General features: G+C 39.4%; 22 protein-coding genes and 1 tRNA gene. 4 read left to right on the forward strand and 19 right to left on the reverse strand.

Annotated elements, in window-relative coordinates; all coding sequences use genetic code 11:
* Positions 1-60: 60 nt before the first annotated feature.
* The 12 genes from vanT to ACYSNQ_RS00760 all read right to left on the reverse strand — a co-directional run bounded on the left by vanT (position 61) and on the right by ACYSNQ_RS00760 (position 16,614).
* Positions 61-2,163 carry a membrane-bound serine racemase VanT gene (vanT, locus tag ACYSNQ_RS00705; RefSeq protein ID WP_426080847.1) on the reverse strand — a complete coding sequence of 701 codons (2,103 nt, stop codon included), beginning with the start codon at positions 2,161-2,163 and terminating at the stop codon, positions 61-63.
* Positions 2,156-2,743: a D-alanyl-D-alanine carboxypeptidase family protein gene (locus ACYSNQ_RS00710; protein ID WP_426080848.1), complete on the reverse strand. Its 588-nt coding sequence runs from the start codon at positions 2,741-2,743 to the stop codon at positions 2,156-2,158. The genes vanT and ACYSNQ_RS00710 overlap by 8 nt, the downstream gene beginning before the upstream one ends.
* Entirely contained in the window at positions 2,737-3,786 is a 1,050-nt protein-coding gene (locus tag ACYSNQ_RS00715) for a D-alanine--D-alanine ligase family protein (RefSeq protein WP_426080849.1), read from the reverse strand. The genes ACYSNQ_RS00710 and ACYSNQ_RS00715 overlap by 7 nt, the downstream gene beginning before the upstream one ends.
* A gap of 169 nt (positions 3,787-3,955) precedes the next feature.
* On the reverse strand, positions 3,956-4,903 hold the full coding sequence (locus ACYSNQ_RS00720) for a D-alanyl-D-alanine carboxypeptidase family protein (protein WP_426080850.1): 948 nt from the start codon (positions 4,901-4,903) through the stop codon (positions 3,956-3,958).
* Positions 4,904-4,989: 86 nt separating this feature from the next.
* Positions 4,990-6,096 (reverse strand): sensor histidine kinase, encoded by a 1,107-nt coding sequence (locus ACYSNQ_RS00725; RefSeq protein ID WP_426080851.1) that lies wholly within the window; start codon positions 6,094-6,096, stop codon positions 4,990-4,992.
* Positions 6,089-6,769: a response regulator transcription factor gene (locus ACYSNQ_RS00730; protein ID WP_426080852.1), complete on the reverse strand. Its 681-nt coding sequence runs from the start codon at positions 6,767-6,769 to the stop codon at positions 6,089-6,091. The genes ACYSNQ_RS00725 and ACYSNQ_RS00730 overlap by 8 nt, the downstream gene beginning before the upstream one ends.
* 308 nt (positions 6,770-7,077) lie before the next feature.
* Positions 7,078-9,795, reverse strand: coding sequence for a cation-translocating P-type ATPase (locus ACYSNQ_RS00735; protein WP_426080853.1), 2,718 nt, complete (start codon positions 9,793-9,795; stop codon positions 7,078-7,080).
* Positions 9,796-10,388: 593 nt separating this feature from the next.
* Positions 10,389-11,147, reverse strand: coding sequence for a tRNA 2-thiocytidine biosynthesis TtcA family protein (locus tag ACYSNQ_RS00740; RefSeq protein ID WP_426080854.1), 759 nt, complete (start codon positions 11,145-11,147; stop codon positions 10,389-10,391).
* Positions 11,148-11,219: 72 nt separating this feature from the next.
* On the reverse strand, positions 11,220-13,085 hold the full coding sequence (locus ACYSNQ_RS00745) for an LTA synthase family protein (protein WP_426080855.1): 1,866 nt from the start codon (positions 13,083-13,085) through the stop codon (positions 11,220-11,222).
* A 368-nt stretch (positions 13,086-13,453) separates the two neighbouring features.
* Positions 13,454-14,578 (reverse strand): ABC transporter permease, encoded by a 1,125-nt coding sequence (locus ACYSNQ_RS00750; protein WP_426080856.1) that lies wholly within the window; start codon positions 14,576-14,578, stop codon positions 13,454-13,456.
* Positions 14,575-15,720, reverse strand: coding sequence for an ABC transporter permease subunit (locus tag ACYSNQ_RS00755; RefSeq protein ID WP_426080857.1), 1,146 nt, complete (start codon positions 15,718-15,720; stop codon positions 14,575-14,577). The genes ACYSNQ_RS00750 and ACYSNQ_RS00755 overlap by 4 nt, the downstream gene beginning before the upstream one ends.
* A 3-nt stretch (positions 15,721-15,723) precedes the next feature.
* Positions 15,724-16,614: an ABC transporter ATP-binding protein gene (locus ACYSNQ_RS00760; protein WP_426080858.1), complete on the reverse strand. Its 891-nt coding sequence runs from the start codon at positions 16,612-16,614 to the stop codon at positions 15,724-15,726.
* A gap of 191 nt (positions 16,615-16,805) precedes the next feature.
* Between ACYSNQ_RS00760 and ACYSNQ_RS00765 the strand changes: the two genes are divergently transcribed.
* Positions 16,806-17,504 (forward strand): TIGR00266 family protein, encoded by a 699-nt coding sequence (locus ACYSNQ_RS00765; protein WP_426080859.1) that lies wholly within the window; start codon positions 16,806-16,808, stop codon positions 17,502-17,504.
* A gap of 196 nt (positions 17,505-17,700) precedes the next feature.
* On the opposite strand, the gene ACYSNQ_RS00770 is transcribed toward ACYSNQ_RS00765, so the two are convergent.
* Positions 17,701-18,270: a TetR/AcrR family transcriptional regulator gene (locus tag ACYSNQ_RS00770; protein WP_426080860.1), complete on the reverse strand. Its 570-nt coding sequence runs from the start codon at positions 18,268-18,270 to the stop codon at positions 17,701-17,703.
* A gap of 231 nt (positions 18,271-18,501) precedes the next feature.
* Between ACYSNQ_RS00770 and ACYSNQ_RS00775 the strand changes: the two genes are divergently transcribed.
* Positions 18,502-19,740, forward strand: a complete 1,239-nt coding sequence (locus tag ACYSNQ_RS00775) for an aminopeptidase (RefSeq protein ID WP_426080861.1) — start codon at positions 18,502-18,504, stop codon at positions 19,738-19,740.
* Positions 19,741-19,832: 92 nt separating this feature from the next.
* Here ACYSNQ_RS00775 and ACYSNQ_RS00780 read toward each other — a convergent pair whose 3' ends face one another.
* Positions 19,833-20,657 (reverse strand): hypothetical protein, encoded by an 825-nt coding sequence (locus ACYSNQ_RS00780; protein ID WP_426080862.1) that lies wholly within the window; start codon positions 20,655-20,657, stop codon positions 19,833-19,835.
* Between the two features lie 652 nt (positions 20,658-21,309).
* On the opposite strand from ACYSNQ_RS00780, the gene ACYSNQ_RS00785 reads away from it, so the two are divergent.
* The gene (locus ACYSNQ_RS00785) at positions 21,310-21,969 is read left to right on the forward strand and encodes a hypothetical protein (RefSeq protein ID WP_426080863.1); all 660 of its coding nucleotides are present in this window, start codon (positions 21,310-21,312) and stop codon (positions 21,967-21,969) included.
* Between the two features lie 283 nt (positions 21,970-22,252).
* Here the strand turns inward: ACYSNQ_RS00785 and ACYSNQ_RS00790 are convergent.
* A tRNA-Arg gene (locus tag ACYSNQ_RS00790) sits at positions 22,253-22,326 on the reverse strand.
* Positions 22,327-22,630: 304 nt separating this feature from the next.
* Here ACYSNQ_RS00790 and ACYSNQ_RS00795 point away from each other — a divergent pair.
* Entirely contained in the window at positions 22,631-22,765 is a 135-nt protein-coding gene (locus tag ACYSNQ_RS00795; RefSeq protein ID WP_426080864.1) for a hypothetical protein, read from the forward strand.
* A gap of 73 nt (positions 22,766-22,838) precedes the next feature.
* Here the strand turns inward: ACYSNQ_RS00795 and ACYSNQ_RS00800 are convergent, their stop codons facing one another.
* The 4 genes from ACYSNQ_RS00800 to ACYSNQ_RS00815 all read right to left on the reverse strand — a co-directional run bounded on the left by ACYSNQ_RS00800 (position 22,839) and on the right by ACYSNQ_RS00815 (position 25,509).
* Positions 22,839-24,029, reverse strand: coding sequence for a GNAT family N-acetyltransferase (locus ACYSNQ_RS00800; RefSeq protein ID WP_426080865.1), 1,191 nt, complete (start codon positions 24,027-24,029; stop codon positions 22,839-22,841).
* A 626-nt stretch (positions 24,030-24,655) separates the two neighbouring features.
* Positions 24,656-25,069, reverse strand: a complete 414-nt coding sequence (locus ACYSNQ_RS00805; protein ID WP_426081149.1) for a DUF3284 domain-containing protein — start codon at positions 25,067-25,069, stop codon at positions 24,656-24,658.
* Positions 25,070-25,093: 24 nt separating this feature from the next.
* Positions 25,094-25,267 carry a hypothetical protein gene (locus tag ACYSNQ_RS00810; RefSeq protein ID WP_426080866.1) on the reverse strand — a complete coding sequence of 58 codons (174 nt, stop codon included), beginning with the start codon at positions 25,265-25,267 and terminating at the stop codon, positions 25,094-25,096.
* A 23-nt stretch (positions 25,268-25,290) separates the two neighbouring features.
* Entirely contained in the window at positions 25,291-25,509 is a 219-nt protein-coding gene (locus tag ACYSNQ_RS00815) for a hypothetical protein (protein WP_426080867.1), read from the reverse strand.
* Between the last annotated feature and the right edge of the window lie 3 nt (positions 25,510-25,512).

Here is a 25,512-nt window from a genome sequence, read left to right on the forward strand (position 1 = left end):
AGTTCAACCTGTTGAAACAACACTGAAACATAGGGTTACATTCCCTCTGTTTCAGTGTTTTCAATTTTCCAGCCGGCTGCCGATCCTGCTTAGAATCTCATTCGTAATCGTTTGACTTTTTTTAGCGGCTTCTTCACCATTCTCCAGCACCGTTATAACTACCCCTGGCTGAATAGCTGGTGCTTCGGTTAAATCCACCAGCAGCATGTCCATGCAAATCATACCGATTTGAGGCAGCTCCTGATCTTCATAGCTTAGCCTATAACCTGTCTCCGATAAATTTCGAGAAATTCCATCGGCATAGCCTATCGAAACAACACCAACCTTCTGCCCTTTTACCGCCTGTCTACCAGTTCCATAGCCGAGATACTGCCCATACGCAACGGATTTCACCGAGATTAGAATGGCTTGAATCGACAGCACTGGCTTGAGTGTTAACTGTTCCTTTAGCTGGTAATCCGTTTGACTAAGTACGCCATAAAGAAAAAGACCGATTCTGGCGTAATCATAGGTAAGCTCTGGGTAATTCACCACACCATAACTGCTTTGAAGATGTGTCATCCCGTAGTCAATACCTGCCTGCTCCAATTCTTCCAGCAAGCGGTCATACACGTGAATCTGTTGTCTGGTTCGTTCCCGTGATGTATCGTCCTGCGAATCTGTAGAACCTAAATGAGAGTAAATCCCTTCACATTTCAGAAAAGGCAGCTTGTAGGTAGGCAAAAGCTCCATTAAGTCTGGAGAAAAGCCTAGGCGGTGCATACCTGTATCAATCTTCAAATGGCAACGGATAGGAATTTTCCGCCTATTCAACAACACAGCATACTGCTGATGGATAATAGTTTGAATTAAATTATATTTGTTGAGCTCTTTTATTCTGTCAGGATCTGTATAACCGAGGATGAGGATTTCCCCTTGAAGTCCTGCTTTTCTTAACTGAACCCCTTCCTCCAGCGTTGCCACAGCGTAAAAATCAACCCCCAGCTTCTCCAATTCTTTTCCACATTTCACTGCACCATGACCATAAGCATTTGCTTTAAGAACAGCCATCACCCGTGTTTTTTCAGAAAGCAGCTTTTGAAGCAGTTTCAAATTGGCTGCCAGGGCCCGTTTATCCACCTTTTTTTCAGCACGCCTCAGTGTGCCCCCTGTTTTTTTTCTCTTTTTTTCAAATAACGCTATCAGAATCATGCATATGATTACAGTTAGTAGCAACACTAATAAAAACTGCAGCAGACTATTTTGCAGAAAAGGAATCCCCTTTCCAACATAAGCAAGGACAGCAATACTTAGAGGATGAAGAATATAAATACCTAGGGAATAGCTTTTTGCTTTAGCTATATGTATGCTGGGCTTCCATCTCAGGACGCTCTGAAACAAGACATACATAACCAGCGGCAGGCAGAGATACATGCTGTCATGACGTAATGGGTTTCCGTTGTGCAGCAGCGCACCTTCAATCACCAGTAGGAGAAGACAAATAAAAAGCTTTAGGGTTAGATTTAGTATTCGTTTTTCTCTATTTACATAAGCATATACACCTAATAGTAGGAAAATTGGAGCAAAGAACAAGCCATTTCGTGTATATTCTGTTGCTTGAAAAAGAAGCTCATAGAATCCGCGAAAAAAATTATTGTTTTTTATCAAGAAATAATAACTGTCTCCTCCTAATCCAATAAGATAGAGACAACCGCTAACTAGTAATGCAGGATAAAGTCCCAATTTTTTTATCAGACAGACACAAAGAAATACGCCCAGAATTATCGCTGGAAAATACCAGAGATGATAAAGAGGTCCCTCAATAAGAAGCACTTTTAGTAAAGCAGATACAGGCATTGAAAACGACAAGACACCGGTATAAAAAGAAAGGGGTAAATAAAGCAGACAAACAGCTCCATAGAGCTTTAGTAGTTGAATAACGCCTCTTTTAATCCGCCACCACTTTTGATAAACAGGTCGTTCCCCATAGGGGCCTAACAGATAGTAGCCGGTAACCATGAAAAAGAACGGGACTGCTATCCGAAATACAGTCAATGTCAGCACATTATCCAATAATGGATAAATGGAATGAAAAGGAAATGTATGAATACCGACAACCATCACAGCAGCCAATAACCGGAACTGATCAATTCCCCATGCTCGCCTCTGTTTTGGCTTATCCATAAGCGGACCTCCATTTAGATAAAAATTCATGATAGTCTTCTAGTACCCAGTCCTGCTGCTGAATGATTTGGCTATGCGGGCAGCCGACATAGCGGAAATGCCAAGGTTCATATGCGATTCCTGTCTGGTCCTGTCGATGTGGCGGATAGCGTAAAATAAAGCCAAACGCCCCGCAGCTCTCCAGAAAAAGGCTTACCGTTTCCCCTCCTTCAAAGGTTGGACAGATACTATCGTTTTTCTGATTAGCCAAACCTATATCAACCGCTAAGCCTGTCTGATGTTCGCTTCGCTCCGGTCGTGCAACATACTGATTCGTATACTCCTGACCATGCGCAGCAAGACACTGATTATAAAGCTGCTGCTGCTCATCACGGCTGCGATAACCGCTCGTCACAATGAGTTTTTTTTCTGCTTTGATGAATGACACAAGTGCCTGAAGCTGTTGGGCTGTCTCTTTTTCCAACAGCTCCTGTCCATTTGAAAAAGGGGCTGTGACTAGTTCCATCGGTGGTACTGACAACACTACAGGATTTTTGTCATTCACCAATTGAATATAAGAAAATGCTGATTGTTCTACCATCCTTTTTCCTCCTCAGCCAGCCTCAGCAATTCTTCAATAATTTCACTATAAGAAAAACCTTTTTTCTTTAACATATTGGGATATCTGGAATTCTCTGTAAAGCCCGGCATGGTATTAATTTCGTTGAGAAAAATTGCTCCCTGACAAGTAATGAAAAAATCGATGCGGGCCAGACCTGAACAGCCTAGCAATCGGTACAGACGCTCTGCCTGATAACAGATTTCTCTTTTCAAATCTGCAGAAATTCGGGCTGGGAGATGAATGGTTGATGACAGCAGCTGATATTTTTCTGTATAGTCAAAAAAATCTGTCTGGAGTTCAATTTCATCAATTTCACCAATCACCAGTTCTTGATTTCCCAAGATACCACAGCCGACCTCAAATCCTACGACTTCCTTCTCCAAGGTAAAACAGGTATCCATTTTCTCTATCTCCTTAATTCCCTGCTGCAGCTCAGACCAGTTGGTTATCTTCCTAATTCCTTTAGAAGAACCGCCCCTCAAAGGTTTGATAAACATCGGAAAATCATTTTTTTCAATGAAATCCGCTACAGCTTTGCTTCCTGCCTCGTCTATCCGGCATTGAATCGAAGGGGTTGTTTCAATACCAATACTGTTAGCAAAGCGGTGCGTTAAGCCTTTATCCATACATAAAGCAGAAACCGCTGTATTACAGCCGACATAAGGAATATCCATCCAAGTAAACAATCCCTGAAGACATCCATCTTCAACATATTCTCCATGCATAACCGGAAAAAGAATATCCACTGGTAGCTTCTGTCCCTCTTCTATTAGCCAGAATCCTTTCCAGCTTTCGCCAATTACCGGCTGAATTTTCCGGCAAACAGCTTCTTGCTGCCACTCGTCATGTTCAATCAATTGATTATCCCCTGAAAAATGATACCATTCACCCTCTTTCGTAATACCGATTCGGATAATTTCATACTTTTGAAGGTTTAAGACCTTCAATACAGCAGCCGCTGATTTAAGAGAAACTTCATATTCAGAGGAACGACCGCCAAATAAGACTGCAACCTTTTTCATTAAATTTCGCCTCTTTCTTGATAATTGTATTTAAATATGCGACTAGCAGAATCCGCTTGAGCATGACAGCAACAGCTTCATTCTGCCGATGCTGCTGCTCTTTTTGGCGAAAATTCAACTTCCACTATCGCTCTTCCTCCTATTCACTTAATTCTTTCTTATGCGTTTTTTAGAGTTGAGCGCTGTCCAAATCCAGACTGTCAAGCCGCTGATAGAGCAGCCGACTCTCCTTAATATTCCGCTGCTCCGAGTCCCCACTTCCTGAAGCCCCTATCAACACCAAAAGATATTCCTTACCGTCAATCTCAGCCAGACTTGCCAAACATTGTCCAGCATCATAAGTAAAACCAGTCTTTCCACCTTGAATCCGACCTGTTTCCCAATCCAGCGGCTCGCCGCTTTTTAGCAGTGTACTACTTAGATAGACCCCTTCCGGATGAAGTGCTGTCCCTGAAGTCTGATACTCAAAAGTAGTAAATATCTCATAAAAAACCGGATTGTCTAAAGCATAGTCCAATAAAGAGGCAGTATCTGCAGCTGTAGAGTAGTGATTCCCTTCATCCACACCGGTAACATTGTTGAAATGAGTACCTGTCAGACCTAATTCGGCGGCCTTATCATTCATCAGTGCTACAAAGCGTTTCTCTGTTCCTGATAGATGAATAGCCCCAGACAAGGCTGCTTCTGCTCCCGAAGGCAGCATAATGGCATATAGAAGCTCCTCAAAGGGTACTCTTTCTCCTTCTAAAAAGCCTGCCGTTGCCAGCTGCTCCTTTTCTATAAATGGGAAAATTCCTGCTGGTATCTCAACTACCTCACTAAAATTCTGCTGATGCTCTATCAAGCATAATGTCGTCATAATTTTAGTCAGCGAAGCAATTGAAACTTTCCGATTGCTTTCTTTTTGGTAAACTGCCGCTCCGCTTCTTTCCTGTAGATAAACTTGTTTAGCAGTTATTCCTTCAAGCCAGTCATTCTCTAGGCTTTTCTCCTGATTCAATGATAAAACAAGAGGATTGCGGGCAGGATTCTCGTCAACAGCTGGATTCTGTAGAAAAACAGCTGCGGCAGAAATACCCAGAACTACTGGAATTAACATCTGATATCTTTTTTTCATCAAAAAAGCACCTCCTTTATGGTTTTATTAAACCAATAAAAGAGATGCAGTATTTTAATTATTACTTAGCTTCATCTTAAGTTTTCTTAAGACTTAGGCAGTATCACTTCAAACGTGGTTACTCCATCCTTGCTTTGCGCATGTATTTCACCATCATGCGCTTGAACAATTTCTTTAGCGATAGCCAAGCCTAACCCGGCGCCTCCTGTTTTAGTTGAACGAGCATGGTCCAGCCGATAAAATTTATCAAAAATCAGTTCCAGTTGACGTGCTGAAATTGTTGGTCCCTCGTTGACTACAGACAGCTGAATCGTTTTTATTGACTCCACTAAGCTGATTTTTATTGTTGAACCCTGATTTCCGTAAGACAGAGCATTCTTAAACAAATTATTCAACACTCTGGCCAGCTGATCACCATCAGCTTCTCCAATGAGACTATCTGGACCTGAGTATTCGATTTTTTGTTCTTTTTCACTTAACAATGGATAAAATTCTTCAATCATCTGCTGAGTTAATAAAACCAAATCCATCTTCGTTTTATTCAAGTGAATATCCTGTAGACTAAATCGAGTAATATCAAAGAATTCATTAATCAGTTCTTCCAGGCGGCCGGCTTTATCAAGAGTAATCTGCAGAAATTTTGCCCGCTGAGCCATCGACAAATCTGGAGAGTCGATCAGCAAATTTAAATACCCTATCACAGAAGCCAGCGGTGTCTTCAAATCATGAGCCAAATAAGTAATTAAATCCTTGGTCCGCTGTGTTTCCCTCTTCAACAATTCCTCATTCTTCATATTCGCCGACTTAATTTTCAAAAGCTCATTATCCAGACCAAGGTCGCCTGTCGAAGGGGCAGTATCTGTAGTCAAATAAACGGGTATTTTGGTTGTCAGCTGCTTCACTTCTTTATTAATACTGCTTTTTGAAATAAAGTAGCTGCTAATAGCAATGACCACAATCATAAAAATAAACAAAGAAATCAACAGCAGCTTCAATGCTTCCAGATTAATCTGTGTTTCATGGTATACCTGTCCATCCACCTCAAAGCTGCTGCTGTATGCTAAAAAAGTATAAAGCATCGTTCGAAAAACCTGGCCTATCCCGCTTTGGATAAATAGGAAAAATAAAAGGATGACGCTAGCGCAGGCGATTCCCAGCTTCAATAAGAGCTGACGATTTATATTTTTAGTCAATTTTATAGCCTACCCCCCATACTGTTTGAATATACTTAGGTTTTTCAACCGAGTCTGACATTTTTTCTCTTAAGTGACGGATATGCACCATAATCGTGTTGTTGGCATTGGTATAGTACTTTTCGCCCCAAATCGTATGAAACATCTCTTCAGAACTAACTGCCTGTCCCTGATGTTCACACAACAGCTTTAAAATAGAAAATTCCAGTGGTGTTAAATAAATTTCTTCTCCGTCCAATAAAACCTTACGCTTTTCTAAATCAATGGTTAGTCCCCGAATCGTTAAGGCTGTATCGCCAGCACCATTATAGGTAGTGAAACGCCGCAGCTGGGCCTTCACTCTGGCAATCAGCTCTAAAGGCTTGAAGGGCTTTGTCATGTAGTCATCTGCCCCAATAGTCAACCCAGTAATTTTATCGATTTCCTCACCTTTAGCGGTCAGCATAATAATCGGGTATTTTTGTGTCTCCCTGATTTTCCGACAAATTTCAAAGCCGTCCATGTCCGGCAGCATAACATCTAAAATCGCTAAATCGATCTGTTTTTCATTAAGAGCCGTTAGAGCTTCCGCTCCAGTATGGCAGAGGATCGTTTGATAGTTTTCATTTTGTAAATAATAGGCAATCAAATCGGCAATCTCTTTTTCATCTTCAACAAGCAGAATCGTCGTCATCTTTTCTGCCCCCTTCCCTCCCTTAGTGTAGCAAACTGCTCTCTACAACTAAAGAAAGAAATCCTTAAGATTTCTTCAGATTTTCCATTCATTTGAGGTTGTGTCTGAAAATTATCCCCAAAAAAACTTGGAGCAAAAGCAGCCATTTTTCCTGCTTTTGCTCCAAGTTTTACGATTTTATTCAGTTTTTTTACCAACACATGCGGTCGGAGAACCATTACTTAAACAACGGACTTGTCATCTATCCAATGGCGGATAAGCAGCGAAAGCTTGGAGCTGCTTTGTCTCTCCGCCTTTTTACAGCCTAACTAGACTGCTTGCTTCTTTAAGCTCCTTTGAATAAGCTTCACGACCTCTACAATTGGTATAATTGAGAATGCGGCAACCGCCACAATCAGCCATTGATATGGATCCAAAGGCGTTACTCTAAATAAATCATTAAATCCGGGAATGATGATTGTTGCCGTCAGCAATAGCGCTGAAATCAACAACGCCCAGTTAAAGGTCTTGTTGCGGAACACACCAACCTTGAAAATAGATTCATGAATGGACTTCACATTAAATGCATGAAGCAATTGAATCAGGCCCAATGTAGCGAAGGCCATCGTCAATGCGTCGCCATGCTGTAAATCATATAGTGCTTGCGCTGACAGCTGCGGCATATTTATTGCGGTATGCGCTGGATTTGTGATTGCCAGATGATAAACAAACAAAATCAGACCACCCTGTAAAACTCCCTGATAGATTACATTGGTGAGTACACCGCCGGAAAAGAAATTAGAATTCTTCCCACGCGGGTTTTGTTTCATCACGTCATTTTCGGCAGGCTCCACACCTAAAGCAATCGCTGGGAAGGTATCCGTAACCAGATTAATCCACAGCAGGTGAACGGGTAATAATGTGTCCCAGTTCAGCATAGTTGCAATAAATAAGGTCAGAACCTCTGCTAAATTGGCAGACAATAAATATTGAATCGTCTTCTGAATATTAGAAAAGACTTTTCGACCTTCTTCTACAGCAACAATGATTGTAGAAAAATTATCATCTGCCAGTACCATATCCGAAGCTCCTTTTGATACTTCCGTTCCGGTAATTCCCATACCAATACCGATATCTGCTGCTTTCAAGGCTGGCGCATCGTTCACACCATCACCAGTCATTGCCACCACCTTGCCCTCATTCTGCCAAGCTTTGACAATTCGAACCTTATGCTCTGGCGATACTCGCGCGTATACAGAATAGCGGCCCACCGTTTTAGCAAATTCTTCATCTGAAAGTTCATTCAGTTCTGCACCTGTAATCACTGCCCCGTCATCACCCGGCTGGATGATTCCTAAACGTCCGGCAATCGCTTCCGCAGTTTCCCCATGATCTCCAGTAATCATAATCGGACGAATACCAGCTTCTTTTGCCACCTTCACTGCCTGTGCTGCTTCTTGCCGCTCTGGGTCAATCATTCCTACTAACCCTGCAAATATCAACTCTGTCTCAACCTTTTCAGAACTCATATCCACTGGAATAGCATCTGCTAGTTTATATGCCATACCCAATACACGGAGGGCCTGCTTGGCCATTTGAGTATTATTGCTCAAAATTTCCTGCCTGTGCTGAGGAGTCATTGCTGTTGGCTGATTATCCAGTAAAATACTACTGCAGCGCTTCAATAGTTCGTCAGGTGCTCCTTTAACGGCAACTAAATACCTTCCGTCAGGCAGCTGATGAACGGTTGTCATCAGCTTGCGGTCCGAATCAAAAGGAATTTCAGCTACACGAGGCTCTGCTTCAACTCGTTCTGTCACGTTAAAATCATGCTCCAAACCAAACTGGACGAGTGCTGTTTCTGTGGGATCACCAATCAAGGTACCGTCTTCCGCGATTTTCGTATCATTTGCATAAGTCATAATCTTCAATGCCATATTGTCTAAAGGAACTTCTTCAGCTGCTGGTGCCAAACGACCATTTGTGTATAGAGCTTCCACCGTCATCTGATTCAAGGTCAGTGTTCCTGTTTTATCCGAACAAATAATATCTGTACTACCTAGAGTTTCTACTGCAGGCAGTTTTCGAACGATAGCTTTTTTCTTCGCCATTTTCTGTGTGCCCAATGCCAGAATAATTGTGACAATCGCCGGTAATCCTTCTGGTATTGCAGCAACAGCTAATGAGATGGACGTGAGAAGCATATCCACCCATTCCCTGCCGTTCAGCATGCCCACGACAAACATTACGACAGCAATAATCAATATCGCAATAGTCAAAACTTTCCCCAGCTGATTTAAATTTCGTTTTAATGGCGTTTCCTGCTCTTTTTCTCCCGAGAGCATCCCGGCGATCTTACCAACTTCTGTATTCATTCCAGTTCCAACTACTACACCTGTCCCCCGTCCGTAAGTGACATTGCTGTTGGAGTAAGCCATGTTGATTCGATCACCAATTCCGATTTCCTGCTCTGACTGCGGCAATATCCCTGTTTTCTTTTCAACTGGCACGGATTCTCCAGTCAAGGCAGCTTCTTCAATTTTCAAACTAGCCGCTTCCAAAATCCGTAAATCTGCCGGAACCACATCTCCTGCTTCTAAAAGAACAATGTCGCCGGGAACTAGTTCATCACTTTTGACGGTTCGAGTATGTCCGCCGCGGCGTATATTCGCATTAGGTGAAGACATTTCCTTCAATGCTTCAATAGCCTCTTCAGCTTTCGCTTCCTGTAATACGCCAAATACTGCATTTAACACGACAACTAATAAAATAATGACAGAATCAACAATATCGTGAGAGAAAAATGCAGAGATAACCGCAGCTGCCAGCAAGACAAGAATCATAAAATCCTTGAATTGTTCAAAGAATTTCACCAACATTGATTTTTTCTTTCCTTCAGCTAATGCATTTTCGCCGTAATCGGCTAATCGTTGTTGGGCTTCTTCATCAGATAATCCTTCCATGCTGCTGCCCATTTTCTCCAGTACGGTTTCTTCTGATTGTGTATAGAACGTTTCATTCACCTGTTCCTTATTCTGTTCTGACATATGTCATCCTCCTTAGCTAGTACACCTGACTACTCACCTATTCTATCTAATTTTCAAAAAAATATAAAAAAATAGACTTCTGTGTAGTACTCAAAAATAAGTACACACATAAGTCTCACTGTTTAAGACAACACCAGAAAAATATTTTCCGTGATGGTGATGCTGCCGCGATGTATGACCGCCAGTTACTCCCTCATGGGTTTATATTGACATATGGATTATCTGACCTTCACTTACGCATACATCAACACTATTATTATGCCCGATATCAGAAAGAAGCGCAAGAAAAACCGCCGTTCATTTTGAGTGAAAATAATTACAGTTTTTGCGTCATTTATGATGTATCTGCTCTATTCACCTTAGTCATCACAGAAAACACTCCTTCTGATGGTTTAGGATTAACGCAAGTTCATTTTATCTGTCAGCTGTCCGTCTTTTAGGTTTTTCTACTTAAAATGTCAGGAAAAATTCATTACGAAATATTTGACCAACCAACGTATTGCAGCCCCTTTTTCATTAGCCAAAAAAAGCTGCAGTACTGACCAGTTGACCATGCTGCAGCTTATAAGAAATAGATGATTTACTCTTGATTTTCAGTCTTCTTTTTTACTCATGCTTTTTGTCCAAAAATCTTCTATTGTTCCCTGTTCCATTCCCATGACAAATTTTTCCCGAATATCTGGATAACTATCAGAAAGACCAGCAATCAGCTGTTTGACTTCTTCACGCTTTGTCTTTTTATCCACTGGACAAGGATTGAAAATGACCGGCAGCGCTTCCCGCTTAACCATACGGATAATTTCTTTTTCCTGCAAATAAAGCAGCGGGCGAATCAATGTAATATTCGTTTTAGTTAAATAGCTAATTGGCTCAAAGCTGGCCATTTTTCCATGGAATAAAAAGTTCATAAAATAGGTTTCCACTGCATCATCTAAATGATGACCCAAAGCAACCTTGTTGCACCCAAGTTCCTTTGCTCGATTGTATAAAATCCCTCTTCGCAGCTTCGCGCATAACGAACACGGCGAACGCTCTTCCCGAATATCAAAGACAACCTTGGCAATGTTTGTTGGTACAACGTCTAATGAATAGCCCAGGCTCTCCACAAATGCTGTCAGCGGCTGAATATCCATATCAAACGCCATATCGAGAGAAATCGGAACGATATCGAAAGAAAAACCCAGTCGTTCCTGCTTTTTAATCATGTCCAGAAAATAAAGCAGACTAGTGCTGTCTTTTCCTCCACTCATTCCCACAGCAACCTTATCTCCCGGCTGAATCATTTGATGATTTAATACTGCCCGGCGAATCGGGTTGTAATAGATTTGATTGTCTTTTTTCTTGAACCCCATACTTATACTCCTTTAATTAAACACTCGCTGCTGACTCTGCAAATAAACAGCAGCCCTATCCTAATATTGCTATTATTCAGATGCTGGATCAAAAAAAGCAGCCTTCAAACTATACTTTTCACCAGAAACAATATCATACTGAATCAGCCGATAGGCCTCATAATATTCTTTCTGTGTCTGATTTAAGCTCAACTCTTTTGTCCATTCTCCATTAGTGTTGTAATAAAAACCTTTTTCAAATGCCGGAACTGCTCTCTGAACATCTAAAAGCAGCTGATAAAAGCCAGTTGTTTTTAAGTTACTCTGTTCAAACAGAGAGGCACCAAAATAAAACGGACTTGTTACTGCATCATGTTTTTTTTGTTCTGAAAGCTCCCCTTCTGTATCGTACATCATAAACTCTGTTTTGTGCATAGCAGCTTCTTCATTCTCCGCCTTAATTTCATCGGAGTAGATACTTGGCAGATGATCTCCCCAGAAAACTACCAGCGTTCGACGGTTCAGCTGATTCAGCTCCGTGAGAAAATCCTGAAGCGCCTGACTACTATAAGCAACGTCCTGCATATAACTGTCTATCGTTTTTTTATTCCCCTGACTTTGTGACGAATAGTCTAAATCAGTATACTTATCAGAATACGGCATATGGGTCTGCATTGTCACTAGATGAACAAACTGCGGCTGATTCTCTTCCTCCAGCAAATCCATAACCTCCTGATAAGCGGCTTCATCTGATATATATGGATTGTTCTGCTGTGTATCCGTGTGCGTCATCGTCTCTTCATATAGAAACTCATCAAACCCCAGCAGATCATAGTTATCTTTTCGTTTATACATCGATGTATTATATGGATGTATAGCTGTTGCTTGATATCCCTCACCTTTCAATAGTGAAACAATTGAAGGCAGTTCATCCAGCTTTGGAAGAAGCATCGTATAGGGGGTTGTCAGCTGTGCATTAAACAGTTCCATGGACAAGCCTGTTAGTGCCTCGAACTCGATATTCGCCGTCCCACCGCCGTAGTTCTGAGACAACATCTGACCACTGTAGGTTTGCTCAGCAATTTTATCATAAACCGCCAGCGGGTTTTTATTCGCAGTAATGCCTTCCAGCGCCAATGGATCAGAGAAGCTCTCACTCATTACATAAATGATATTCGGCTGCTCTTCTACTGCTTCTTGATTTCTCATTTCAGCCTGCTTATTATACTTTTCAACAATGTCTGTAATAGCTTCTTTGGAATAATTTTCCGGCTCATCCATCGCTGTAACCTTCATATTATAAAGAAAGCCTCCGATAAATCCAGTATTGTAATAGTTCATCTTTTGACTATAAGGAATCCATAGTGCTGTTCGGTTGTAGCCTTTTCTCAGAAGGTTATTCGGATTGTTAAAGTCGCTGATATACAGGAGTAGTATTGCTGAGCAAAGAAGCAACACCCCTCGAATGATTTGAAATTTCTTTGGTTTGAAAAAGCTCTTATAGACAGCCCAGCCAAAGGCACCAATCCCCGCTGCAGCAATCAGCAAAATAAGCACAAACGGGAGCGTTCCTACCATTTCTCTTAAAAGTCCAAATTCGGTAATCATCTTTAAATCATCCGGATAAATCGGTTCTGTCCGATAATACATTTTCTGATAATCCGCAAATCCCAAGACTCCAATAATAATCGCATAAATCAAGCTGCCCACTTTCACTGAACCGGATAGAGTAATCCAAAACAGCAAAAATACTGCTGTTGCGGCACAACCTAAAAAGAATTTCTCAGAATGCCAGGAAAAGGCAAATTTAAAGGCTAGGTCATAGGACAAATTATTTTGACACCATTGAAGATAGAGATTACTAAAAAGAATTAACAGAAGCAAGCCGATACTCAATAAAATTTTTTTATCTCTCAGCCAATTAAAAAGGCTGCTGATTTTATTTAAAAAAGTTTTCACACAAATCTCCTTCTATATAAATCCTGTAAAAGTTTCTATCTAGATGAAGCACCTTTTCTTATAAGGATAAGCAAAGGAGATAGAACCGGACGGCAGCACGGCTGCGGAATTTATATACATTAAAATACATACCTTATCATTTTATGTTTTAACCATTAAAAAGTAAAGTTTCCATTATAATTTCCTAATTAGAATCATTCCTTTACTAACGAGAGGCATTATTAGTAAAGAACTCTCACAGCATCCCCTACTATTACTAAGTTTACAACCATTACTTATTATAAAATGGCTGGAACTACACCCGACAAATCAAGAGAAGCAGCCAAAGAACAAATGTGCTTTAGGCTGCTTTTTCATTACTGATTTCTTTATTTTTTCCAATAAACATTCCGCTTAAAACAATAGTTGCCTATTAACAAAAGAATCGCTGCTGCAGCTATTAGACAAATCATTCCGGAAGACATTCCAATCGACGGATTGTGCAGCACTCTGGGCAGACACCAATTCGCATAGTATTCCTGATTTTCGATGCTATATTGACCATAGGAACGAAAATCATAACCAATGAAAACTTTCCCTACATTTAAATACGTAAATGGATTAAGATGAGCTATTTTTCGTAAAAAATCTGCGGAAGAAACGCTGACTAGATAGCCCTCTAATAATAAAAATACAGTCAGTGTAAGAGAAACTATCGTTTTTCTGACAATGGTGCTAATTAGAAAATGCAGAGCGAAGCAGAATAATAGAACAAATAAAAGCAACAATAGTACTTGAAGCATATATTGAATAACTGGGATAAACGTCATTGAAATTTCTGTAAAAACGATTACTGGGTAGAAAATACTACTGCCGCCAGAGAAAAGACTTCCCACTACAAATGCTATCCCAGTCAATCCGGCAATAGTCAAAAAACTGTGCAGCACTGCTAGTAAATATTTGCTGAAAAACAAATCTCTACGGCGAATTGGCTGACTTAACCCCAACCTCATTGTTCCTGCTTCAAGTTCACCGGAAAAACTGTCTCCGAATAAAAACAAAGCGTAGATAATCCCGAGAATACTCGCAGCATAGGTCAGAAAAACAGCAGCAAATAGACTGTTTTTGGTTCCATACCGCATGGATTGAGGCGGCAGCTCTTTTGAAAGCAGTTCCTTGTTCAGCGCAGTCCGATAATAGGGATAGGTTGGCAGCGTCAAGATATCATCGATATTCTGTCCTTTATCTGCACGCTCTCTAAAATCTGCCTCTTGAAGCTCAATGGATAAATTTACTCCCTCTAAATAGGCAGCCTGTTCCTTATTAAAGTCATTCTGATTCATAACTGGCTTGGAAAGCTGTCCTTCCTCCTGAATTGCTTCATTTTCCTGATGGCTCATATAGCTGTTAAAACCAAACAAAGTAACCAGCAGCAGAAATCCACCTGCTAGGAAAAGATAAACTTTTCCAGTTTGCCAAAGCTTCTTTTCTTCAAACAACCATAATTTTTTCATCTCTTTTTCACCACCCAAACTCCTAGCTTCCATAGAACAATATTACCTAAAAGAAGCACAATAATGCTAAATAACGGTGAGTGGAAAAAGCCGTTTGTTTCAGTAATATAAGTATGAACATCCATATATAGAAAAGGAATCCAGCGTCCGGCACCCGCATCGGCAATAAACGGCAGCAGGATATTCGGTACCAGCAGAAGAAAAAGAAAAACGCCTAAAACTTCCAAAGACTTTCTGATGATTTCCGAAAGCAGGAATAAAAACTGAAGTAAGAACAACATATACAGCAGCTGTAGAACAATTGCTTTTACTAAGTATTCTCCCAAGGGTATAAAACCAAAGCCTGATGCATATTCGATTAGAATCGGATAGTTTATACTGCCGGAACCAAAGAGAAGACTGGCTATTGTATAACTCAAAATCACTCCGCCTAAAACAAGAACAACTAGAATTACAGCTGCGGTCTGCATTTTATTAAAATAGCGTTTTCGTCTAGAAGTCGGCTGGACAGCCAGCAGTAAATAATTACTCCGTTCATATTCACTAGTCAAATAATCAAAAAATAAAAAGCCGACAAGTAATACTGCACCGCCAATACTCATCCACCATTGTAGAAACGAGTAGAGAAAATACGCACCTTTAGGACTGGTGGTTAATTCTTCAATAGTCAGCCCTCTTTCCATTAGCCAGTGGTTTCGGGCCAGCTGCTTCTCAGCATCCTTTCTCGACAACAGTTGCCATTCTGTTCCGCCTGCCTCCATATAGGCAATCTGCAGTACCAGTCGCTCGCTTTGTAGCTGCAGCCGCAGTTCGTCCTGTCCATTTCTACGGGCTGCATTTTCATCTTCTAAAAGATAAAGAACAGAGACTACGCGCTGATATTGTTCCTTATCTTTATCTGAGCGAGGCTCTCCTGCTTCATTCAAATGATGCAGCATTTTGTACGGCTCTGACGATCCTGTGTAGTTTTGAGGTGGCTGAATCTCTTCCCCCATAGCCTTTAGTTCGGTGTAATCCCCCTCACCTAAACGAGTGCTGCTGTCCCAATGCTCTGCCAGCTGAACACTAAATACCAGAACCAACAAGACCAACAATAAACCATTTTTAGGATTTCTTTTCCATTTTACCCACTCAAACTTCATCTACTACACACGCTGAGCCTTTGAAAATAAATGATAATACATTGTCTCCAAAGTGCCTCTGGCCATCCGCTGATCAAAAACTGTCAGCTGCTGCTCAGAGCAAAAGGCTTTAAAGGCTAATAGCTGTTCTGAACAGAATGAACCGCAAATTTTATAAGAATCAACTAATTGATAAGACACATCGATTTGGTCAAGAAAGTTCGCTGCCAGCTCCTGCTCTAATAATATAAATTCATACTCAGTTTCTTCAAAGTTTACATTGTCTTTGGAGATAAGTTCCCCGTCATGGAGAAACAGAACATTGTCAGTAACCCGCTCTATTTCCTCCAGATTGTGAGAGGATACAATAATTGTCACCCCTTTTTTATATAACTTATTCATGATTTCTCTAACTTGAACAATACTGCCTGGGTCCAGTCCATTCAACGGTTCGTCCATCAATAGAAGCTTGGGCTCTCCCATTAATGCAATTCCCAGCAGAAGATGCTGCTTCATTCCCAAAGAATAGTTTTTGACCTTTTTTTTCATATAGCTGGCCATCCCTAGCTCTTCTACAAGTGCCTGCATCTCGCCTTTAGTTTTTTTATGCTCTTGTCGAATGAATTCCATATGATCCCACCCGGTCAGCTGCTGATAAAGAATTGAAGGATCTTGTAAATAAGCCATATCATAAAAGATTTCATAATCGCTGTTTGGTCTGCCAAATATAGTGATTTCCCCTTCATCAGGTGTTTCAATATCTGTAATTAGATTCAACAGAGTAGTTTTCCCCGTACCGTTCGGTGCGACCAAAGCAATAATCTGAGGAGTATCAATGGTTAAGTCAACATCTTCTAGAACCAGCTGAGGTCCAAAGCTTTTTGACAGCCCTTTTATCTTTAAAATTTCCTGCATGTTCTTCTCTCTCCTTTACGCCTGTGTTTCTCCCAAACTTTTCTCTTTCAGTCTATCCTGAATCTATTGAAGAACTGTGAACAAAACGTTCTTAATTTCGAATTTTCTTTGAATTATCTAGGAATAAAGTTATAATTATTTACAGCTACTATTTTTAAATTTATTAATTTTTTTTAAAGGAGATGTACTGGATGGAGTATACAATGACAGAAAACACGTTGTTTCCATTAGTAGAGGTGACTTTACGTAATGGGGAAATGATACAACTTGAACGGGGAGCGATGGTTTATCACAACGGGCAAGTAAATCTGGAAGGAAAAATGAACAGTAACGGGCAATCCGGAATTGGCGGAGCAATCCGTGCATTAGGCCGTTCAATGAGCAGCGGCGAAAGCTTCTTCATCACTCAGGCAACTGGTTTAACAGACGGAGCACGAATTGCACTAGCTCCAGGAACCCCTGGCGCTATTCGTGAGCTACAGGTAGGAATGGAACACTGGCGCTTAAATGACGGGGCTTTTCTAGCCTGTGATTCAACTGTTTCTTATCAGATGAAACGTCAAAAAGTAAGCACTGCCTTCTTTGGCGGTACTGGCGGTTTCTTCGTAATGGAAACAGCCGGCAAAGGAACGCTTTTGGTTAATGCTTATGGAGATATCGTTGAATTAGAGCTTGACGGCAGCCAACCGTTCGTCATCGACAATCAGCATGTCGTTGCTTGGACAGAATCATTAGACTACAACATTAAAGTAGCATCTGGTCTTTTCGGCTTCACTACAGGTGAAGGTTTAGTCAATGAATTCCATGGCCGGGGTACAGTGCTTATTCAAACAAGAAATGTTGAAGCTTTGGCAGGAATGGTTGCGCCATTTATCGCCACAGGTAAATAAGAGATAAGCTAGTATGAATGAAGCTAGACGTTTCAAGAACTAAGGTCAGAGCTGAAAAAGATTAGCTTTCAGCAATGAGCTGACCTTGGCAACACTCTTTTTCATTCCTTACTATAATAAAACCAAAGCAGAGGATAATGTCACCGTTAGCGGCATTATCCTCTGCTGTTTAATAGTTTTTCTTTCATATAATTTTCTAATGAATATCAATGGGCTTCTCACGCTTTAAAACGGTATTGATGCTTTCTTTCATTAAATCTTCAATCTGTTCGTCTGTAGCCGAAATGATTCCCGAGGTCATAAGTGCAGCAATCCCCGTGGCAACGATCCAAGTTCCCATATGTAATGAATTAATTTTAACTTCATCCAAATCTGCATACTCAGCATCCTGCTTGACTGCATTTGAGAAGTACGTATATGAAAACTCCTGCATTCGCTGACCGCCCCCATATTCTTCCAGATATAAAGCACGGTATAACTTGCTTTCATTTTTTGCGAAATGAATATAGTTCAAAGCCAAATCAATAATTGTATTTCCAGTATGCTCCACAGGAAATACTTCTGTAGAAAGGTAACGGTGAATCTTAGCAAACAGCGCCTCTTTTAAGTCATCCATATTTTCAAATTCCAAATAAATCGGTTGAGTAGAACACTTCATTTTTGCTGCGATATTTCTTGCTGTAAATTTCGAGAATCCTTCGGTTGCTACTACATCGTAGGCAGCATTCAGTATTTGGTCTTTTGTAATCGTTTTTTTTCTTGCCATATTCTCAATCCTCTCTACCTATCCTCAACAAAGCTTCCATATCATATCTACTGTTATTGTAACACGATTGCAGATTTCTGCAAAATACAACTTCTCTTTTTAGAAAAATCATTAAAATAGGACGAAAATACCCATTTTTTCCAGGTTCAACTTCGAGTGATTCAATTGAGTTTGCAGTTTTTACGTGTTATGATATTTACGTTTAGTAAATGCATTTTAGGAGGATGTTTCATGACTTTATCAAATTTTGAAACTTTATTAAAAAAATATGCTCATTTAATTGTAGAAACCGGAGTCAATGTCCAGCCGGGTCATACAATCGTTCTGCATATTGATGTTGATCAGGCTCCTTTAGCTCGTCTTATTACAGAGGAAGCCTATCAAATGGGGGCCGCTGAAGTCATTGTACAATGGACAGATGATCAAATTCAAAAGAGCTTTCTTACTCATGCGGATGAACAATATTTAGAAAATTATCCAGCTTATAAAGCAGATCAAGTCAATGACTGGATCGATCGGGAAGCTAGCAGAATCAGCGTCGTTTCTTCTAATCCAGATGCTTTAGCCGGTGTTGATTCTCAACGTGTAGCGACTTATCAAAGTACGGCTGGCAAAGCCCTTTTGGGACTGAGAAAAGCCACTCAGGCCAATAAAATCAGTTGGACAGTTGTTGCAGCTGCTGGCAAAGAATGGGCAGCGAAGGTCTTTCCCGACCTGAAAACAACAGATGAACAAGTTGATGCTCTCTGGAATGAGATTTTCAAAACAACGCGCATTTACGAGGAAGACCCCGTTGCAGCTTGGAACAAGCATGATCAAACTCTTGCTGCAAAAAAAGAAGCACTAAATAAAGAACAGTTTACCGCCCTTCACTATACCGCACCGGGAACGGATATTACGATTGGCTTACCGGAAAATCATCTCTGGGAAGGTCCCGGCAGCTACAATGCCCGCGGTGAAAAGTTCATGGCAAATATGCCGACTGAAGAAGTATTTACTGCGCCGGATGCTCGTCGTGTGGACGGCTTTATTTCCAGCACAAAACCATTAAGCTACGCCGGTACAACTATTTCCGGCATGAAATTTACTTTCAAAGACGGACAGGTCATCGATTTTTCTGCTGAAGAAGGACAAAAAGCTCTGGAAGGACTTTTGCAAATCGATGAAGGAGCCAAGCGTTTGGGTGAAGTGGCCTTAGTACCTGACCCATCACCAATCTCTCAATCAGGGATTACATTTTATAATACGCTATTTGATGAAAATGCCTCGAATCACCTTGCTTTAGGTTCAGCCTATGCCTTCAGCATCAAAAATGGAACAAGCATGACCGAAGAAGAACTGACAGAAGCCGGCTTAAACCGCAGTCAGACACACGTTGATTTCATGGTTGGTTCTGACCAAATGAATATTGATGGAATCAGAAAAGATGGAACACGCGTACCAGTATTCCGCAATGGAGACTGGGCTTAATTAAAAATATAGTGGGTAAGGTATTCCGTCGAATACCTTACCCACTAATCTTAGTATGTTTTAGTAGCCAAAATGCTTATAAAATTTATTCATTAATTCCAATACAAAGGAACATTGTACATTGATATATGTTGAACATAATTTGAATCCACTTCATAATTGCTTTTCTCAATCTGAAGTTTAATGCTTTCCATATTTTCAGGAATATCGCTAATAGTAAAAACTTTTTCATCTTCACTAACAGATACGTCCAATAAGTTGCCAGATGTGTCTACTGCTGTTACTGTCAAATCAATATCCTCGAACTGAGTTGAATAGGTCACAGGATTTACCATCATAAATTCTTTAGTACTTCGAGAAACAATTTGCTGTGATCCTTTCACAATATTCCGATCACCCCAGTTTCCAACCGAAATTTTCTTTAGATTCTCTATTTCATTTAGCGGCGTCAAATCAAGCACATTGTATTCAAATACAAACTCTTTTAGATTAGGTAAGTGCTGAGCAAAAGATATATCTACTGCGCTATCTCTGTCTTCGAAAACATTCATACTCATATTGATTCTTTCCAAGGAGGTCATTCCGCTAATTGGACGAAAATCTTGAATATTATCATTGTAGCCTCCGTCTAATTCTTTTACATTCTTCATATACTGAAATCCATGTAGACTCCCAAATGAACCGTCTCCTGAACCAAAAACTGTCATATAGTTCAGTGTCCCCAATTGATTAATCGAGGGGATAAAGCTCTCTTCCGGCTCCTGTATTCCTAGCTCACCAAAAACATTGGCTCTAATACTGTAATCTGGTATATATACTTTATCATTGCCATTTTCTTCTCCATGGACGGGACCGCCGCTTCCTACAGCCGCTAACATAGCTATTACCATCATACTTCCCACAAATAACTTTTTCATTGAATCATTCCTTTCATTCGAATAACTTAATTTTATCATACATAAAGACTAATAAAAGCACTTAATTAACTTTTTATTTTCAATTTAATGCATTAATTTGTTTAAAAAAAAAATTTTTTTCTTTTATGTTATTATGGACTTCATTAAACCAATGTGTATAGAAAAAGCTTAGTGCAGGAATCCTTCATTCACTATTTTGGCTAGAAACATTTCAAGATACAACATATCTGACATCCTTAAAATATTGAGCTTTTGTTTTTTTACTTTTTTTGTTGTTTATGAAAGAAAATCAAAAAAACAGACTACCTCGTTCACTCTTCTCATAGTGTCTTCTTATTTAGATTAGTTTTATAATAATATTCACCTTATTCTTAAATCGCTGAACTCATCATGGAAAGCTACGATTCTTTCTAAGCAGCAAAATAGCTGCTCCTGCAATTACTCTTCGCAGTTAAAATAGCGATATATACACTCTACTTCTACAATTTATATGGATTCCATGTGAGTGAGCTACAACTCAATGAGCTATGTCACACTAACTTTTAGATATTTTACGTCAGTCTTTTACTATTATCTAGCAAAAGATATTGAAGTATACTTATCAACACCTGTATAATGTAATTTAATGCTATATAAAAAAGGAGATTTAACAATGACGGGGATACAAAAACAGAAAACAATACAGCCTATTGAATTTCTTTGGTTGGGCTTATATGGGTTTGCAGGATTCAGTTTGGAATTGTTACTTGGTTTTTTGGTAAATACATTAGGTTTTACACCATTAAATAAAAATTTAAATTCTGTTTTAACTGGGATTCTTTGGTTTACTTTCGCCATTTTATTAATACAATATGCAAAAAGAAAATTTGAATTTAATGTATTTCACTTTAAACATCAATTATCGAACAAAGAATTTTCCATTGCATTCATGCTTATTATATTAATTACAATAATAACCTTTTTTGGCTTTGGTGGGTTCAAACCATTCGTAGAATTTACTAATGGTTCAAATAAAAGTATTCTCACTTATATGCTACAGATTTTTTATTACTTAGGCGAGTCAGCACTTATTGTATTAACTATCGTATTTGGTCAACAATTTGCGGAAAAACAATTTTTACTGAATCATAATATTCCTAGCGGCGGTGTTTTTTTAGCATTAACTTGGGGATTGATGCACTTTCTATTACAGGGATTTAGTGGCGGCCTATTTACAGTTTCATTTTCTATTCTAGCAGGGATACTTTATGTACTTTGCAAAAAAGATTTTAAATGGAGCTATCTATTAATTGCAGCAGCATTTATCCTATAAAATATCGTTAAATAGGAACTTCATTTTGATAGAAAAAACTCTTGAAACTGGATACCTTTTTTCTATATTCATAGAAAGAAAGTGCTGGAATAAAAAATTTGAGGATGCAAACAAGACATTAAGGTCAGTCGTGCAAAAAATTCTAGAACTTGATATTTCAGATAAAGTTACGATAAAAGGTAGTATTGTTAACGATTATACTCACTTGGAATTTTTTTATACTGAACTATAATAAAAAGCTGAAGGCCTTTACTGCTAAAGGCTTTCAGCATGTCAATCGTGACGTCCCCGACTGGAATCGAACCAGCGACGTTTCGCTTAGGAGGCGAACCCTCTATCCTACTGAGGTACGGGGACATATTCAATTTGGCACTTGTTCAACAAGCCCTTACGTAATATCCATTTTACTAAGGAAGCCTGTTTTCAGTTGATATTTAACCTATCAAGCTTTGGCAGAGTTTCTATCTTTATCAAAGCTACATATAGTAGCTCAGTAATAAAAGCATACCATTTCATTTTATGATTCTTCCTCTTTTCTGTCAATCATTATTCGGAAAAGGAAAATATTTTCTTTTTCTCAGTAATTGTAGGCATATATATCGAAATCAAGCGCTGTCAATGCTAAGATTATAGTAAGAAGAGAAAAAGGAGAGTTGATTGTATGACTGACAAACCAAAAGAGAAGGTATTTGCGGAACGACAGGACAATTATAAGCAGGAAAAGGAAGAAATCTTTAAGCAAGCTCTGAAAGAACAAAAAGCAACTGATAAAGAAGCGGATAAAAAAGAGAAATAACCTTTATCTAACTTTATATTTGCCGAAACACCAGCCGGAAAGCTTTTCCGCTGGTGTTTTTTCCAAATAATAATCAAAAATAATCTTCTAGAATCGGTTTACCTTTCGGCAGCAGCTGATCTAACTGGCGAATTTCTTCTAACTCACCAATGAGCTTTCCATAAAAGCTTAATGCTTCACCTGAGCGATAGCCCATAAACAGCTGTGTCCATTCTTGAATCCCAGCACTCATCATTTTCTCTTTATCTATTTCTTTTGAATTAGCTACCTTTTCAAAAAATGTCCTTCCGTTCTTTAAAATTAGTTTCCAAGTTCCCTCATTCCAATTCGCATACTCATCTTTAATAGTCAAATAATATGTATACTCTTCATCTGCGTATTGAAAAGGGTAATCGGTAATGAAGGTTTCAATATCCACTATTCTTCCCATCATATAAGGTGTCAGCTGCATTTGAAGCAAAGGAGCCGGCATTAAAAAGCTGTTATCCTCTCCAGAGAATCCTTTTTTATAAAAGAATTCCTGAGTGGCTCCATTATGCGAGCCAATAAAACGGTTCAACATACTATAGCCTTCACCAGTTAGGCAAGACCACTCGTATATAGTAAAGCGCTCTCCGCTCACCTGATATACCAGGTAGCCGTCTATTTCTCCTAAGTCATTTTCGTATAAGGCAAATAAGTATTCATTTCCTAAGTCAAACTTATACTCCAGCCACCAGTCTGATCTTATCACGCCTCCACGTTGATTATCTTTTTTTTGTATGTATATTTTTTGAATCACTGCCTTTGCTTCTTTCCAAGTAACACGATGGATACGTCCTTTTGATGCCTTACTAATCGGCCAGTCTTGCGGATTAACTTTATATTCAATCTGTTCAAAGATTTGTTCATAGCCATAGCGACGATAAAAAGGATATGAAAACGGCGCTAAATAGGACAACGCTACCTTATTCCTCGCTGATTCTACAAGCATCGTTTTTATCAGCGCTGTGATGCTTCCCTGTCCTCTATACTCAGGATATGAAGATACACAACCAATTCCAGCCATTTTATATTCGACTCCATGAAAATTTACTTTAAAAGGTGTAGCCAATAGCTGACTAGTCAACGTCTCCCCTTCAAAATAGCCATACCCATCTGAATGCTTCACAATCCAGTCAAAACGTTTTCTCCAACGCTCTGAAATTTCAACATTAAACGCATACGCTCCTAATTCGAGCATTGCAGGAATTTCATCCTTTTTGATTTTACGTACTTCGCCCATTATATCCGGCTCCTTCCAGCTATAGATGTATCATTAAATAAATCTACTGCGCTATTGCCTTTCTACTCATTGCTGATATCGCTTAAACTCCTATACACAAAGCAAAAATCAAATGGATTGCTAAAAAAATCAAACGCTTTCCGCAATACGAGTGGGCTGACCAACAAGAACATGTTTCTCTGCAATCTGGTAAAGGCAACAGCGTGTATTCACTTTTATCGAATCGATATACAGACAGTATAACAGGCAATCCGTTCCAGAAAAAGTGTTGACTGTTTTCTGAGTGAATATCTACTTTTTTGTCCTGCTAATACTACAGATTCCATCAATAAACTAAATTTTGATTTTCTTTATTCGGTCTCTGACTCCTTTTCTATTCCACTAAAGGGATTGAATCACCGAAACCTATGACCACACTTTAGAAGTTAAAAAGACTAAAAAAAGATAAAAAAGGGACTGTGACATTAGTATGCCTCAGTCCCTTAAACCCGGATAAACGGTGTTTCAGAAGTAACTTCTTCGACAATAAGGCGGAAATTCGCAAAAATTTGTAGAACAATTTTCGGAATTTCCGCCTTATTGCTTGAAGCTGAACACTTCTGTCACAACCTCTACTTAGGATACATTTAATAAGAATTTTCTATTTGCTGAAGCATATTTTTAAATTGTTTCTTTTTGAAAAAGCCCATTAGGATGCCAACAAATGTATCATTAATTTTTTGTAGGGTACCAAAAGAGTTCATTTTCTCGGTATAATGAAGCTCACAGGAGTACTCATCCACTGGTCTAATTTCATATTGTGCAAAAAAATCATTTCTTGCAGTTGATGTCTTATACGCATAACACTCATTATCAACCAGTTTTTCAATCTTTATTTTAGCTCTACTGTTTTTTGAATATTCTTTAATATACTCGAAATTTCTCAGCTGTAATCGATTCAGTGTCTCTCCTGTATTATGACGCACATCAAAAATTACTGATTCAAGAATTTTTTCATAGATATAGGTTGCTGGTACATTCATCTTTTTGACAATTTCCAGCCTTTTCACCTCAGTATCTTTAACTTATTTATTCTGCTTTTCCCGCTTTCTTCCAGTTACAAAGAAAAACAGACCGGCTGCCATAACAACCAGCGATGTAATAATGTTGGCAAAATTATATGAACCAGTCTGCGCATTTGCACTATATACAAACATAAGCAATCCTATACTGATTATGAATAAGCCGTTCTTTGTCATATTTACCAGTCCCATCTACTAAATTATACTGCTGCTGCTTGGAAATAAAGTACGTTGCCCCAAGGTTGTGCCTTAATCATTTCTTTCGCTTTTGTAGCTGCTGCTGCGGCATCCCCTGTTACTTCAAAAATTAGTTTAATTCCTTGTTTTTCTTTAAAGCTATATGTGAAGTCTCCTCCATCATAGGTGTTTAATAACTCTTTAATTGCATCCTGCTGCATTGCTGAACTGATTCCAATCATCGT

Source organism: Enterococcus sp. LJL51 (assembly GCF_054871795.1).

Excerpts from the sequence above, each read along its gene's own strand:
- vanT (WP_426080847.1), bottom strand. The coding sequence starts at position 2,163 with ATGGATAAGCCAAAACAGAGGCGAGCATGGGGAATTGATCAGTTCCGG.
- ACYSNQ_RS00710 (WP_426080848.1), bottom strand. The coding sequence starts at position 2,743 with ATGGTAGAACAATCAGCATTTTCTTATATTCAATTGGTGAATGACAAA.
- ACYSNQ_RS00715 (WP_426080849.1), bottom strand. The coding sequence starts at position 3,786 with ATGAAAAAGGTTGCAGTCTTATTTGGCGGTCGTTCCTCTGAATATGAA.
- ACYSNQ_RS00720 (WP_426080850.1), bottom strand. The coding sequence starts at position 4,903 with ATGAAAAAAAGATATCAGATGTTAATTCCAGTAGTTCTGGGTATTTCT.
- ACYSNQ_RS00730 (WP_426080852.1), bottom strand. The coding sequence starts at position 6,769 with ATGACGACGATTCTGCTTGTTGAAGATGAAAAAGAGATTGCCGATTTG.
- ACYSNQ_RS00735 (WP_426080853.1), bottom strand. The coding sequence starts at position 9,795 with ATGTCAGAACAGAATAAGGAACAGGTGAATGAAACGTTCTATACACAA.
- ACYSNQ_RS00740 (WP_426080854.1), bottom strand. The coding sequence starts at position 11,147 with ATGGGGTTCAAGAAAAAAGACAATCAAATCTATTACAACCCGATTCGC.
- ACYSNQ_RS00750 (WP_426080856.1), bottom strand. The coding sequence starts at position 14,578 with ATGAAAAAATTATGGTTGTTTGAAGAAAAGAAGCTTTGGCAAACTGGA.
- ACYSNQ_RS00755 (WP_426080857.1), bottom strand. The coding sequence starts at position 15,720 with ATGAAGTTTGAGTGGGTAAAATGGAAAAGAAATCCTAAAAATGGTTTA.
- ACYSNQ_RS00760 (WP_426080858.1), bottom strand. The coding sequence starts at position 16,614 with ATGCAGGAAATTTTAAAGATAAAAGGGCTGTCAAAAAGCTTTGGACCT.
- ACYSNQ_RS00765 (WP_426080859.1), top strand. The coding sequence starts at position 16,806 with ATGGAGTATACAATGACAGAAAACACGTTGTTTCCATTAGTAGAGGTG.
- ACYSNQ_RS00770 (WP_426080860.1), bottom strand. The coding sequence starts at position 18,270 with ATGGCAAGAAAAAAAACGATTACAAAAGACCAAATACTGAATGCTGCC.
- ACYSNQ_RS00775 (WP_426080861.1), top strand. The coding sequence starts at position 18,502 with ATGACTTTATCAAATTTTGAAACTTTATTAAAAAAATATGCTCATTTA.
- ACYSNQ_RS00780 (WP_426080862.1), bottom strand. The coding sequence starts at position 20,657 with ATGAAAAAGTTATTTGTGGGAAGTATGATGGTAATAGCTATGTTAGCG.
- ACYSNQ_RS00785 (WP_426080863.1), top strand. The coding sequence starts at position 21,310 with ATGACGGGGATACAAAAACAGAAAACAATACAGCCTATTGAATTTCTT.
- ACYSNQ_RS00795 (WP_426080864.1), top strand. The coding sequence starts at position 22,631 with ATGACTGACAAACCAAAAGAGAAGGTATTTGCGGAACGACAGGACAAT.
- ACYSNQ_RS00800 (WP_426080865.1), bottom strand. The coding sequence starts at position 24,029 with ATGGGCGAAGTACGTAAAATCAAAAAGGATGAAATTCCTGCAATGCTC.
- ACYSNQ_RS00810 (WP_426080866.1), bottom strand. The coding sequence starts at position 25,267 with ATGACAAAGAACGGCTTATTCATAATCAGTATAGGATTGCTTATGTTT.
- ACYSNQ_RS00815 (WP_426080867.1), bottom strand. The coding sequence starts at position 25,509 with ATGATTGGAATCAGTTCAGCAATGCAGCAGGATGCAATTAAAGAGTTA.